We start from the raw sequence: 14,123 nt of genomic DNA on the forward strand, positions 1-14,123 counted from the left end.
ATCGGTGCTCGCCTAGCGCGCAGCGAGCCGATAGACCGCGCTGCCGAAATCGCCGGCGAACTGCGGCACCGGCAATCCGGCGTACATCAATTCCTCGCCGGTATAGACGGCTTCCTCGCCGCCCGGCTGCGTCAGCCGGTACTCCCGCTGCGGATCGAGGCCGCGCAGGCGGAAGCGGTCGAGCGGCGCATTGGGCTGCTTGAGAATTCTTGCGAACATGACGAAGGCCTCGCTGCGATCCTTGGCCACGAACATCCAGGCCGCGTCATTGCCCTCAAACGGACTGCGCAGACGTAAAAAATCGCCGAACTGCACCAGATGCCGCACGTCCTTGTAGAGTGCCACCTGCTCCCGCACCTCCTGCCGCTCCTGCTCGCTGAAGCGGGTCAGGTCGAGCTCGTAGCCGAAGTTGCCGGAGAGCGCTACATTGCCGCGCGTCGCCAGCGACGTGCTGCGTCCGACCTGATGATTGGGCACGTCGGAGACGTGGGCGCCCATCGAGCTGACCGGGTAGACGATGCTCGTGCCGTACTGAATGAACAGCCGGGATACGGCGTCCGTATTGTCGCTCGTCCACGTCTGCGGCATGTAATACAGCATGCCCGGATCGAAGCGGCCGCCGCCGCCCGAGCAGCTCTCGAACAGCACCTCCGGGTGCGCCGCCGTGATCCGCTCCAGCACCTCGTACAGCCCGAGCATGTAGCGATGCGCCGTCTCGCGCTGCCGCTCGGGCGGCAGCAGGGCCGAGCCGATCTCGGTCATGTTGCGGTTCATGTCCCACTTGACGTAGGCGATCGGCGCGCTGCTCAAGATACCCGACACGGTGCGCACGATGTAATCCTGCACATCGGCGCGCGAGAGGTCCAGCACGAGCTGCGTGCGCGCAGTCGTGCGCCGGCGCTGCGGGACATGCAGGCACCAGTCCGGATGGGCGCGATATAGCTCGCTGTCCGGCGATACCATCTCCGGCTCGAACCAGAGGCCCATCTGCATATCCAGCGCATTAATGCGCTCGGCCAGCTTGCCCAGACCGTCCGGCAGCTTGTCCGCATGCTCGAACCAGTCGCCGAGCGACGTCTTGTCATTGTCGCGCTTGCCGAACCAGCCGTCGTCGAGCACGAACAGCTCGATGCCCAACGCCTTGCCGTCCCTGGCGATCGCTTCGATCTTGTCCGCATCGAAGTCAAAATAAGTCGCTTCCCAATTGTTGACGAGGATCGGGCGCGTCCGGTCGCGATGCGCGCCGCGGCAGAGCCGCTCGCGATACAGATCGTGATAGCGGCGCGACAGGCCGCCGAGGCCGTCATGGGCGTGCACCAGCACCGCCTCGGGTGTCTGAAACGCCGCGCCGGGCTCGAGCCGCCAGCCAAAATCGAACGGGTTAATTCCGGCCGCCAGCCGCGCTGTGCCGTACTGATCGACCTCCACCCCGGCGAAAAAGCTGCCGCTGTAGACCAGACTGACGCCGAACACGTCGCCATGCTCCTCCGAGGCGTCCTCCCGCAGTAGCGCGAGGAACGGATTGTGCATATGGCTGCTCGACCCGCGCCGGCTCTCGACGGCCTGCAGGCCCGGCTCGAGCCGGCGCTTGTGCATGTGACGCTCGCGCGTCCACGTCCCGGACAGCTGCAGCAGCTCGTAGCGCGCGTCGTGCAGATCGAGGCTCATGCTCAGCGCCCGTCGCAGCGTGAGCGGCTCCGTGCCGCTATTGATCAGCCGTGCCGAGCGCGCGATCGCATCATGATGCGCGAAGACGGTATACGTCAGCACGACCTTGAGTCCGCCGAGCGCATCGGCCAGTACGAGCTCGAGCGTCTCGGCCTCGTCGTCCTGCTCGGCGTACGTGGCAGGCAGTCCGGCAAGCGCAGGCTTGCCGGGGCGGATCTCGTGCGATTCGTAGCGCAGCTCCGGCACCCGGTCGCCGCCGGTCAGCTCGGCCTCGAACGCCGGCATGCGAAAATCGGACGAGCCGAAGCCCGGATACTCGTGCGGCAGCGTATCGAGCGACAGCTCCGGGCGCGTCGGATCGGTGGACGGCGTGAACGACGGGCGCTCCTTCAGCTCCAGCAGCCGCTCCGGCTGCAGGCTCCGCATGCGTTTGCCCCAGTACAGATGTGCGGGATAGCCCGCCCCCACCAATTGAATGACATAGCTTGTATCCAGCGACTGCAGATGAAAGAGGCGCCGCTGCGCATCGTAATGAATTCCCATTTTATTCAGCTCCCATATGGCTTTTTTTGAGGCCTAATCCGCATCTCGTCTCTGAGCCCAGTATCATTATGCCACCCGCCAGCAAGACTGAATATGGACAAAAAGGCCATCGATATGGAGAAATGTGAGGAAAATTCATGATTATGCGGACGATGTACGCGTCGTCCTAGCCATGCCTTTGAGATGAATTGTGCGGTAGTTGGGAAGAGTGAGCATTTGAATCAGATGACTGGATCAAGCGCATATTACGAGGTTATACGAACAAATTCGCTCCAGTGGCCGATTTAAGCGTATATTTTGAGGTTACACGAACAAATCTGCTCCAGCGGCGCAATTAAGCGTATATTACGAGGTTACACGAACAAATCTGCTCCGGCGGCGCAATTAAGCGCATATTACGAGGTTACACGAACAAATCTGCTCCGGCGGCGCAATTAAGCGCATATTACGAGGTTACACGAACAAATCTGCTCCGACGGCGCAATTAAGCGTATATTGTGAGGTTACAACGTTGCGCGACAAAGCCTCGCCTATAGAGGTGGGTTTTATACAGGAGTGATGCCAAACGAAACGGCTTCGCTCCTCCCGCTCAGTTTTGCGCCGGGATGGGCGAAGCCGTCTTGAAGATCTGTGAAGAGTCGTCTCGCAGTTGGCAAGTCCTGCAGCAAATGCGCCTGGTCTCTGTACCGACAAGTCCTGCAGCAAATGAGCCTGGTCTCCATGCTGGCGAGACCGGCAAGAGCTGCGCCTTGTCCATAGCCAGCAAGATCTGCCATGCCTGCGCCTTGTTTCGCAGTCGTTGGTCGGCGAGACCGGCTACTTGCGCTTGACAGGCGCTTTACGTTTTTTCTTGACCCCCGGAATAGCGGGAAGATGACGGATGCTGCGCAGCATCGGGCCGCCGCAGATCGGGCAGACCTGCTGCTCCGTCGCAAATTCCTCTCTCACCCATGCGCGGCATGCCGCGTCGCGGCATTTAAAAATTTTTGTTGGCTCCAGTTCAGGCTTGGCCGGTTCGTCAGGTACTGCTTTCGTTTCCGTTGACACGTGATGCGCTCGCTCCGTTTCTCTCGCGTGATGATGGTCCGCAGCCGCAGAGGCGCGGAATTCAAAATTACCACAATCTTCTTTGCAGCGCAATCATCACTTGAAACGGCGCGTTCGTTACTCGCGTGCATCCAGCTCTTGCGTTGGTTTTCCGTCGGCAGACACCTTTTGAACCTCCGAGGTCCCTGCAGTACCAGGTTCTACACGAGTCATGCGATTTTAATCTTGATCACGGCCTTTTTCACATGGCTGGAGCCATTCAAGTGACATTTAACCTTGTGACCATCCGCAGGAAAAAAGAACATGCACAGTCCCGGCGTCGCTTTCACGATCATTATCAGGGCTGTAATCCACTACGCTGGCAAGCTCTTCGACAGGCGCCCAAAAAATGCATTCCTCACCCAGCAGCGGCACATGCAGATCAATGTATGCCCGATGGCTTTCCCATTTCATCTCATCCGGCGCAACCGTTTCATACTCAAAAACACTGGCGTAAATACGATCCTTGATCCTGTCAATTATCATATTATGACTCCTGTCTTTTAGCTTTTGGCGTATCTGGCACTACCCTGTGAAGAATGGAAAGCAAGCGTTAGATCAGGCAGTCCCGACGCTTTCATGGCAACGCGCACGGCGGCATGTCCGCCGGGAATCACTGCCGGTGCGCACAGCGCGCCCAGCGATAGGACGTCGCCCGCATACAATGTTGAACCGTAACCGATCATCTCGATCACATCTTCCGCCTTACAGACATAATCCTCGTATTGGGCATCCATCACCTGTTCTCCATCAATCTCAAGGAACACGCGCATCTGCGCCAGCTCGTCCTTCGATAGAGGCGTGACCACATCGCAAGTCCTGTTGCATCCGTCGGCCCATCTGGCGTAAATTTCCGGCATTGCGCTCTCCCTTGGAAGCGCCGGATGGATGACCTGCTGCGCGAGTCGCTTGTCTGTCACGCTAACCAAAGGAAGATAGCCGAGTATACAGTCGGACAGCTTCTCCTTGTCTGCCCATTTGACTGTTTTCCCGATGACCACGGCGATCTCGGCGGTGACGTACAGCTCATCCTTTGCATCGGGCGAATAGGATACGCTGCTGGAAAGGGCGGACGTGACACTCCAAAGATAACGCGGGATCGGCGATACCTGACAGCCGGAAGCCAGAGCGCTTGCCTGCGTATTCGCGTACGTCATCACGAAGTTGCGTGCTTTCCCCAGATCCCACTCTTCAGCCTGCATTGGCGCAGCAAGGCTGAATTCGCGACGCTTCTCCTCTAGTTCCGCATCATCCAGATAAGTAACCTTGTTTCGTAAAACACCCAGCTTCTCGATCTCGCATTCCACCTGAATCGTCTCGCCGCTAACCTGATGCTCCACATCAATCCCAATGCCATCCTTTCCATTTGCGCCCATATGAATGACATCGCCGGGCAGCAGCTTCATGAACGAGCTGAAATAAGCGATTGTTCGCTCAACGCCCACCAGCGTCGAACAGGTATTGGCCCGATCCCGAAGCATACCGTTCGTCCTGGAGTACAGCATCAGATCGTACGGATGTCCGACCTCGTCCTTTGTGACCAGATACGGCCCCACCGCGCAGCTGATGTCGGTGTTTTTATGGGTCCACCCATACGCCATAATGGACATCGGATCGGTATGCTTGCCCATCTCTCCGTATTTCACATTGTAATACCCGTGCGCGGTATCCGTGACCACCGTATATCCCACAACATAAGACATGGCTTCCTCCACGGGGATGTTCTTGCCCGCTTTACCGATAATTACGCCCAGCTCTGCATTAAAAGACATACTCACCTTTTGTCCCTTTGGTCTTCGGATGACGAAGGGCTCTCCATTCCCGATCGCGCTTCCCAGATGCCGCTGATGGACCTGCGGCACAAGATTAATGTGCGGGATATTGACGTGATTGCGACTGAATCCGGGGCAGTTGCCCACGAGCCCCAGCAGAACCCTCGGTTCGGGAACGGGGGGCAAAAGGCTCACGTCTTCTAACCGGTGAGCTGCTTTAGCGAGTACGGAAAAACCGTCTGATTGCTCGACAAATCTTTCAGTGAAGCTAACCAGTCTCCCAAGCGTGTCCATCCCTCCTTCGCCAAGCTCCAGAAACCCTTGCATCGTCAAAGGCCAGGGCTTCGGGGAGAGAAAACGCGGCACACTGAACTGGTAGCCTGACGTTTTGCTGACTGCGTAATGGATGATATCGGCTTCGGCCTTGCCGGGTTCTACCAGCAGCTCTTCGCCTGTTACCGGGTGAAGCAGCGAAAACCCAAATCGTTCCTGACCGTCAACTAAAAAACTTGCGAGCTTCATCGTACAACCTCCAATTTTCGGGCATTCCTTTTTCAGATCCTTGCTGCAACGCCGTTGGCTTCGAAGGGTTACGCTGCCGCCGCTGCGCCAGCGCTTACCGTCACGGTTACCGGGTCGCACACCGTCGTGCCGGCGGCATTCGTCAGCTCGCAGCTGTACACATAGACGCCTGGCGACCGTCCGGATCGATCGGTGAAGGCCGTCTGGGCGTCGGGCGTCTGCCCGCTCAACGTCTGCGTATCGATCAGCTGCCCGTTTTCGTACAAGCGATATTGCGTTCCGTTCGTTCCCCACCACATATGCATCGTAACCCGATACTCCGCTTCTCCGCTCCAATTGTTGTGCGACAAAACCGGCTTGCCCGGCACCGCATCGGTCACGGCTACCGTCAAGGGTTCGCACGTCGACGTTCCGAACGCGTTGCTCAGCTCGCACGTATACGTATAGCTGCCGTTTGCTCTGCCTTCGAGCTGCACGGTCGCGCTCTGGGCCGCGGGCGTTTCATCCGTCAGCTGCCGCGTCTCCAGCAGCTCGCCGTTTTCAAACAAGCGGAACGTGGTGCCGTTGTTCCCCCACCACATATTCATGGTGATCGCATAGCTGCCGTCCCGCAAGCCCGTATCGTAGCCGTTTTGGTCGGACAATACCGGCTTGCCGGGAGCAGACTCGGCGTTATTGACAACCGGTGTGGTTTCCAGAACCGATTTCTCAAATCGGACCACGCGTAATCGCTGTGCATTATGTGAAGATTTATCGTATTGCACAGAGTGTCCATAGAGCACATACAGATATTCCGCATTGATAAAAATGCTCGGATCAAGAATCTGATAGATTTGATGACCGTCTCCGTCCCCGTCTTGCGGGCCATTATGCACATGCCCGCCTGTCGAAATATTCCGGTCAACATCCCGTACGATATCCCAATCCTTGCCGTTCGTACTTTTAGCCAGTGTAAGCCGTGTGCGCGGCACAGATGCTCCTCTTGATTCCGGCGTATTGTTGACCCAGACCATATACCAGGTTCCCGGATTTTGCGGATCCTCAAAAACATTAAAGGAATTTACACCCGTCGGCAAATAGGGAACGGTACTAAATTCACCCCATGTAACGCCGTAATCAACGGATTCCGAGTAACCGATATATCCCTCGGAATTAAGCTTGGAAAAATAAAGCCGCAACGAGCCGTCCGAGCAGCTTACGATTTTTCCTTCCATTTGCATATATTTATCCGTTGCCAGATTGTAAATATCCGCTACCAGGTCCTTCGTACTCGTCTGAGACGCCGTCCAGGTATTGCCTTCATCGTCACTGTAGTAAACGACAGTATGTCCCGATCCCAGAACATTCGTAGTCGGCGATTTGAAATTTCGAAACCCTACCGGAACCAGAATTCGCATTGTGCCATCCGGCAGCTCGATTTCATTTATTCCATTTACATGAACAATGGGGATCAACCTCCCGGCAGACGTCCAAAGATCCGCATCGTCCACCACTTGCCCGCGATTTTCCCATGTCTTCATATCCGGAGAAGCTTTGGCGATAAAATCATCGCCTATTTGGATATAAGTACCACTTTTCAGTTGCATGAGGACCCTGTAGCTTCCCGAATGATTCAAGCCGCTGTATTCGGTGCTGATCTGCCAGGTTTCGCCTTCATCAGTGGAGACGTATTGCTGGGTATTCCCGGCCGCCAGAATCAGCCTGTCGCCAGATTGCTCGATATCGCCGTGCGTTGCATATCTATTTTCGTCCACCGTATACTCGATGACCCCATCTGTAACCGCTCCGCCATTCGGGAAAGTAAGATGGATGTCATCCACAAGCATAACAGCGTTGTCGGCATACAGACCGCTTCTGCCATACCAATCCCCATCGCCGTCGATCTCATTCTGAAGCGACAGGACTGTATTTCCGTCAATGCTTAGTTCAGCGTCATGATCCAGCAATGTCAGTTCAACGTTGTAATACGCATTTGTATTCAACGTATAGGCTGCGCTGTCGAACCGCTTGGTTTCATAATCCGGTCCCCGGCTGTATTCGACATACCACTTTGACGCAGCAACGTCATACCCCGCTTTCAGGTAAGCGCCGCCCATCACATATCTGGCAAGCAATCCAAAATTGGCGTTCGCTCCGAAATCTTTTGCCAGGATTTTCGCGCGAATCGTTGGATTCATCTCAAAGCCATGCAGCCAGGTGTGGCTATAGCCCGATGCGGTCGTGTTCCCATAAACCTTCGAATCGTTCTCATCCATTACAATCCAATGATCAGAAGCGGGCGGCTCGATCCAGTGGCTTGGGCTTTCCCCGACCGTTTCCTCCTCAAAGGTATCGTGATACGCGGTTTCATTCGTTTGTTCAGGCTCCTCCTGAACGCCTCTTAGCAGGATATTGTCGAAATACCCATCGCCGGTCGTACGCAATGCCGTATACCCGTAATCGGATATCGTATCAAATTCCTCTTCCGTATACGTAAGAATTTGAACGTCATTGAAGTAGACGATCAGTGAATGCGTCTGCCTGTCGACATTTACTCTTAAATTATGCCAGTGATCCTTTATATCGCTTTCGCTCAACCCTAATGCGGCAATTTCAGTAACCGGCAAGCTTTTGGCGACGATATAAGATTTATTTGTGCTATTTTTCTCCGTATATTTATTGATAATGACCTCATACGCATTATGACTCGATTGCTGCCTGGTGGTAAACCGCACTAAATACGTCGTTTCCGCGTACAAACCAACAAAAAAACCGGCGTACGCATTTTCGTTTAATTTGATGTCCCCTTGTATGCTTGCGATTTCAGACATCGCAGTGCTTATTCCCGCGGTGTTATTTTTATTCGTTCCGTCCGCTCTCTTATTGTCCGAATAAATCGCACCGTCCTTCAGTACCCAGGGACTATAGAACTCATCCATGTCATACCGATACGTGTATTTGCCGCTATCGATAAAATCGTCATAGAGAAGGACGTCATACTCCGATAAATGAGGATATTGCAACTCTTCCATTTTCTTAAGCATCAAAAACATTTTGTTGCGAAGCGCCGCCGAATCGTGACCGGCAGCCGCATACAAGGCCATATCCGTTGCCGTAAACTCCATAAATTGAGCCTTCAGCTCACGGATCATCGGACTGTCTGCGAGTGTTAAGCTGTCTATTGTCACTGACAGGACTTCATCCGCAATCGCCTTGACCTCCAGGCGACGGTCCGTCACCATAACGGGCAATTCAGCAGTCGCACCCTCGTACGACACAGTGATGATCTGATTTCCCGGTTGATCCGGATCGTAGCCCGACAACATCTCAATGGCAAGGGGAATGGTTACGCCAGGCTTCTGACTACCATACGATACGAACAAAGATAATTCCTCGACATTTAGGGGGTGTCCCAAGGCTGCTTGTAATACCCCGTCAGCGGGCAGTCCCAGAACGTCCAATGACGAAACGACATAGCTGCCCCAATCCTCGCATGGCTCTACGAGAAAATCGTCAGCCATGCCGGTGACGCTGATGGCCATAACGCCCGCCTTGCCCGGACTTTTCGTCATGTCGTCAATGGTGTACACGACCTGGCCGTCTACAAGGAAACGCGCGCGGCTACCGTAAAAGTCCATCCGTAGCGTGACCTCTTCACCAAGCTGATACCGCCTGTCATTCGCACCGTTCAAGGCAACGAGTGTCGTATTATTCCGCAGCCGCACGACCTGCTCCGTGCCGCCTCCTGGCAAGGACATCACGGTTAAAAACAAATCATACCCATTTTGCGCTCCAGTAGCTGCGGAAGGATTATACGCCGTTATGCCTACCCGGCTCAATGTCGTGCCGCTATCGAGAGCCACTTTGGCGGAAACCGAGTAATTGCTCCAGGAATCGGAACCCGCAACAAAATTCGCGAAGCCGCTCGTTGTTGCAAAGGCGTACGTTCCATTTTCAACCTTGTGCGTGGTGTTGTCGGGCGCTGTTGTCCAGCCGCTCAAGGCGTCAGACGAAAAATCATCCGCGAAATAAGTCGGTGGCTCGCCCCAATCCTCGGATGGCTCTACGAGAAAATCGTCAGCCGTGCCGGTGACGTTGAAGGCCATCACGCCGGCCTTCCCCGGATTTTTCGTCATGTCGTCAATGGTGTACACAACCTGGCCGTCTACAAGGAAACGCACGCGGTTGCCGAAAAAGTCCATTCGCAGCGCGACCTCTTCGCCGAGCTGATAGCGCCTGTCGTTCGCGCCGTTCAAGGTCACGAGCGTCGTATTATTCCGCAGCCGCACGACCTGCTCCGTGCCGCCTCCGGACGCGGGCATCACGGCCAAAAACAGATCGTAACCATCCAGCGTTCCCGTAGCTGCGGAGGGATTATACGCCGTTATGCCTAGCCGGCTCGATGTCGTGCCGCTATCGAGAGCTACTTTGGCGGAAACGGAGTAATTGCTCCAGGAATCGGAGCCTGCGACAAAATTCACGAAGCTGTTCGTTGTGGCAAAGGTGTACCGCTCGTTCTCAACCCTGTGTGTGGTGGTAGTGGGTGCCGTTGTCCAACCGCTTAAGGTGATTGAGGAAAAATCATCTGAAAAATAAGGCGATGCTTCCGGAAGCTCTTCCGCATGGACAGAGTAAGCGATTCCAAAAAATAAGGATAATACGAACATCCATTTGTGTATTCTCATTTTCCAGAACACTCCTTTCTGATCTGGTGTGGCAAAAACAGATAGACTTCACACTATCTGCTTTTGCCATCTGGTCATTCAAGTTTAATTTGACATATAGTTATCGTAGGTTTTTTGCATAATGGCAGTTAATTCGTCTACCCTCATGGATTGCAAGGAGCTCAAATAACCGTCCCATTCTTGATCGATATCGGATTGCCCCGTGACCCAGGAGGCTCTGAACTTGCTCACCGTATTGAAAATATCCGTTCGCATTTCATTGAGCTTGGTCGCATCTTCCGGATCCAAATAAGGGCGCGGCCATACTTCACTATTGATGACGCCAGCTTCATCATATAATGCGTAGGTTTGTCCTTTGAGTTGATCAGTCGCGCTCATCTCTATCTTTCCACTCATATAATCCGACTCCAGCACGGCCCCTGGAAGGTTGTTGGAAAAGTAGTTTCTGAAGGGACTTGGAATATTCGCCAGTTCCGTAGCAGGTATGGTGTTAACCTTATATACGCCGTTGTCCAAAGTAAGCCTCGGGTCTTCATTTGCGACTCCGTTATAAGCTTCCAGCAAATTTTCCATCAGGTAAAACTGATCAATGAAAGCCATCAGGATCTCCGGGTTTTTGCTATTGCTTGTCAGCTCAAACTGGCCTTTGCTTCCGGTTAAATAAGCCGGATTCAAATAGAATTTCGGTTGGTATCCCTCCACAACCGGGGGCAAAATGGCAATGTACTGATCGGCGAAATTCCCCGCGGCATTCTTCGCCGTGATGATCCCGTATTTGGCTGCGCCGGCATCGTTTTGAATCGCGCTAAACGTCTGAGGCGAGCCTGTAAAATACTCATTCCACAACCATTTATTTTCGTACCATTTTTGCATCGTTTTGATATAAGCCTTGTACTCCTCCGTCGTAGGAGCGAAAATAACGTTTCCATCTTTCACGAATACAAAATTTTCAAATGTACTGTCTTTTGTAGGTATGCCCCACAAGGAGAGCCAGGCTTCCAGGTGTTCGAACCCGGCTCCTGTGCGGGCCAGGAGCGGAATTTCATCCGCCGGATCGCCGTTTCCATTTGCGTCCTCCGTGGCAAAGGCTGCCATCACATTTTCGAGCTCTTCTAGTGTCGTCGGTACAGATAATTCAAGATTATCCAACCACACTTTATTGATCCAGATAGGACTTTCCAAATAATTTCCAGGAATCTGATTTATATAGGGCAGAGAGTAAATATTGCCATCCGGCGATGTAATTCCTTTTAAAATGTCAGGATTTTCTCCGATAACTCTGCTGTTGAATACAGGCATAATCTTCGGATCATTCAGGTACTGGTTCATCGCTACCAAATACCCTTCTTTCGCGTACAGGGCTAAAAAGGTTTCATTCATGGCAGATGCGCCCATAATCGCATCCGGAGCGTCTTCCGTACCTAATAGTACATTCAACTTTTCAATGGCGCCCGCCGCATCCGCGCCTAAGCTGATATAGTTGATATTTACGTTCGTTTTTTCTGACAGCTTCTTAAAGAACCCGGTCTCCTCCGGGTTTTGGCCATCCGTGCCGTTCACACCTGCAATTGTAAATGTGACGGCTTCCGGAAGCGGAAAGGTAATGCCCTCCGTCTCTGTTGTCGCGTCTGCGGGTGCGCTTGGTGCTGGCGTTGAGCTGTCGCCTTCTGTTGAACCGTTGCCGTTCGAATTTTCGGAGCAGGCTGCCATTGACAGCGCAATTGCCAGAGACAGGACCAGCGTTAAAAATCCTTTCATTTGTTTACTGCCCATTGAATAAACCCTCCTAAAAGCATTTTTTCCCGTGCTCCGTCTAAGCAACACGATCAAACCGAATCACCTTCAGCCTTTTACTGCGCCTAACATAACGCCTTGTATCAGATATCTCTGCAGAAACGGATACAAAATGATCATTGGAAGTGCACCTACAAACACTACGGCGTATTTCATCAGTGAGTTCTCCATGAGCAATTGATAAGCTTCCTCACTTGGCATGACCTCAAGCAGTGTTGTATCCAAAGTAGCGGCCATTTGCGCGATGACGATCGTTAATGGCTGTAAGTCAGGGGTTCTAATGTAGATTAATGGTGTGAAGTAATCATTCCAATGGCCCAGAGCATAATAGAGTAAGATAACCGCAATCATCGCTTTGGACAAGGGCAGAGCAAACCGGAAAAAAAACTGGAATTTGCTGGCCCCGTCTACAATGGCCGCTTCATAAATGCTTTCCGGTATGCCGCCCTCAAAAAAGCTTTTCGCGATGAGCAGATTGAATGCGGACACGGCGCCGGGGATGACCAGCGCCCACATCGTGTCCACCATGTTCAGCGATCTGACCAGCATGAAGCTCGGAATTAGCCCTCCGCTGAAGACCATCGTAAAAATGAAGAACACACTGAAAACCGCGCGTCCCGGAAGCGCTTTTCTGGACAAGGCAAAGGCAGCCGGCAAGGTCACCGCAAGATTAATAAATGTACCCACTGAGGTATAAATAATACTGTTCAGGTACCCCGTCCATACTTTAGGCGTATGCAGAAGCTTTTCATAGGCTTCCGTGTTCAGCCCGCTAGGCAATAGAAATACACGCCCCCGAAAAATATCCGAAGGATTGCTTACGGAAGCGATCAGAACAAACCAAAGCGGATATAGCGCCATTACCCCTAAAATCAGTAAAATTATTTTTACTGTAAGATCAAAAATACGATCATCTAAACCTGAGTATAGCTTGTGATTTCTTTTCAAAGATGTAGCTTTCATGCGATCACCTCCCGTTAAAAAATGGACGTTTCGTTAATCCGCCTGGACAACCAATTGATAAAGAGCAGCATAGCCAGATTAATGCAATTGTTGAACAAACCGACAGCCGCAGCAAAGCCATACTGCGCACCTTGAATTCCTGCCTTATAGACATAAGTGGCGATGACTTCAGAAGCTGAAATATTCAAATCGGTCTGCATGAGGAGCACTTTATCCACAGAGACGTTTAAAATATGACCCATATTCAGGATCAACATCGTAACGATGACAGGCAAAATCCACGGGAGTTGAATCTTCATCATAATTTTGAATTTATTCGCGCCGTCTATACGCGCCGACTCGACAATGGAACCGTCGATGGAATTCAGGGCCGCCAAATACACAATCGCCGAAAATCCTACGTGCTGCCATAGATTCGTGATGATGTAAAGCGGCAGCACCATATCGTTTCTTCCAAAAAAGCTGATTGTCTCCTGACCGGTTAACCTCAGAAAAATATTGATGAGCCCTGTTTCTCCGTTGACAAACAGGTTAAGTATACCGATGACCACAACACCTGAAAGCAAGTGAGGTAAATAAGTAAAGGTCTGCGTAAATTTAGCCAATCGCTTGTTCACAGCGTTAAAAATCATAAGCGCCAGCATGATCGTAAACGGAAAAGCGATCAAATAGCTTCCTACACTTAACAGAACCGTGTTTTTCATGATGGTGCCAAACCAACCGGCGTTAAAAAAGCGGACAAAATGATCAAAGCCGATCCAATCGCCATTCAGATAATTAGCGCCGAGACGTGTGGTTTTAAATGCAATTTGCAAACCATACAAGGGCAAATACGAGAACACAAACGTCACTGCAATGGCAGGAAGCAACATTACATAAAACTCCCAATTTGACAAAAAACCTTTTTTGATTTTTCTGGAGATCGGCAACCTTGCGGTTTCTGACATGAACAATCAGTTCCTTTCTTATTGTGCATGATGAATGAATACAGGTCGATCTTACGCCGTCGGGAAAACGTTTACAATCTTCAAAAAGGAAATACCGGCCGCGACAGACTTCATTTTCTGCACATGCAAAAACGAAACAGCTCAAATGGATAGATGCGCTAAAC

7 protein-coding genes and 1 pseudogene are annotated in these 14,123 nt (G+C 52.4%); all 8 read right to left on the bottom strand.

Annotated elements, in window-relative coordinates:
- Nucleotides 1–12: 12 nt before the first annotated feature.
- Nucleotides 13–2,211, bottom strand: coding sequence for an alpha-galactosidase (locus IDH44_RS03045; RefSeq protein ID WP_190914582.1), 2,199 nt, complete (start codon nucleotides 2,209–2,211; stop codon nucleotides 13–15).
- An 816-nt stretch (nucleotides 2,212–3,027) separates the two neighbouring features.
- Nucleotides 3,028–3,258 (bottom strand): cold-inducible protein YdjO-related protein, encoded by a 231-nt coding sequence (locus tag IDH44_RS03050; protein ID WP_190914584.1) that lies wholly within the window; start codon nucleotides 3,256–3,258, stop codon nucleotides 3,028–3,030.
- Nucleotides 3,259–3,467: 209 nt separating this feature from the next.
- Nucleotides 3,468–3,783 (bottom strand): annotated as a pseudogene (locus IDH44_RS03060) (YhcH/YjgK/YiaL family protein).
- Nucleotides 3,784–3,800: 17 nt separating this feature from the next.
- On the bottom strand, nucleotides 3,801–5,591 hold the full coding sequence (locus IDH44_RS03065; protein WP_190914589.1) for a fumarylacetoacetate hydrolase family protein: 1,791 nt from the start codon (nucleotides 5,589–5,591) through the stop codon (nucleotides 3,801–3,803).
- Between the two features lie 68 nt (nucleotides 5,592–5,659).
- On the bottom strand, nucleotides 5,660–10,255 hold the full coding sequence (locus tag IDH44_RS03070) for an exo-alpha-sialidase (RefSeq protein WP_190914591.1): 4,596 nt from the start codon (nucleotides 10,253–10,255) through the stop codon (nucleotides 5,660–5,662).
- Nucleotides 10,256–10,339: 84 nt separating this feature from the next.
- Nucleotides 10,340–12,028, bottom strand: coding sequence for a type 2 periplasmic-binding domain-containing protein (locus IDH44_RS03075; RefSeq protein ID WP_190914593.1), 1,689 nt, complete (start codon nucleotides 12,026–12,028; stop codon nucleotides 10,340–10,342).
- 69 nt (nucleotides 12,029–12,097) lie between these two features.
- Entirely contained in the window at nucleotides 12,098–13,012 is a 915-nt protein-coding gene (locus IDH44_RS03080; RefSeq protein WP_190914595.1) for a carbohydrate ABC transporter permease, read from the bottom strand.
- Between the two features lie 14 nt (nucleotides 13,013–13,026).
- Nucleotides 13,027–13,959 (bottom strand): ABC transporter permease, encoded by a 933-nt coding sequence (locus IDH44_RS03085; RefSeq protein WP_190914597.1) that lies wholly within the window; start codon nucleotides 13,957–13,959, stop codon nucleotides 13,027–13,029.
- Nucleotides 13,960–14,123 lie beyond the last annotated feature (164 nt).

The organism is Paenibacillus sabuli (assembly GCF_014705605.1).
GTDB lineage: Bacteria > Bacillota > Bacilli > Paenibacillales > Paenibacillaceae > Paenibacillus_D > Paenibacillus_D sabuli.

Bases quoted from the DNA above. Each gene is read 5' to 3' on its own strand.
- IDH44_RS03045 (WP_190914582.1), bottom strand. From the start codon at position 2,211: ATGGGAATTCATTACGATGCGCAGCGGCGCCTCTTTCATCTGCAGTCG.
- IDH44_RS03065 (WP_190914589.1), bottom strand. From the start codon at position 5,591: ATGAAGCTCGCAAGTTTTTTAGTTGACGGTCAGGAACGATTTGGGTTT.
- IDH44_RS03070 (WP_190914591.1), bottom strand. From the start codon at position 10,255: ATGAGAATACACAAATGGATGTTCGTATTATCCTTATTTTTTGGAATC.
- IDH44_RS03075 (WP_190914593.1), bottom strand. From the start codon at position 12,028: ATGGGCAGTAAACAAATGAAAGGATTTTTAACGCTGGTCCTGTCTCTG.
- IDH44_RS03080 (WP_190914595.1), bottom strand. From the start codon at position 13,012: ATGAAAGCTACATCTTTGAAAAGAAATCACAAGCTATACTCAGGTTTA.
- IDH44_RS03085 (WP_190914597.1), bottom strand. From the start codon at position 13,959: ATGTCAGAAACCGCAAGGTTGCCGATCTCCAGAAAAATCAAAAAAGGT.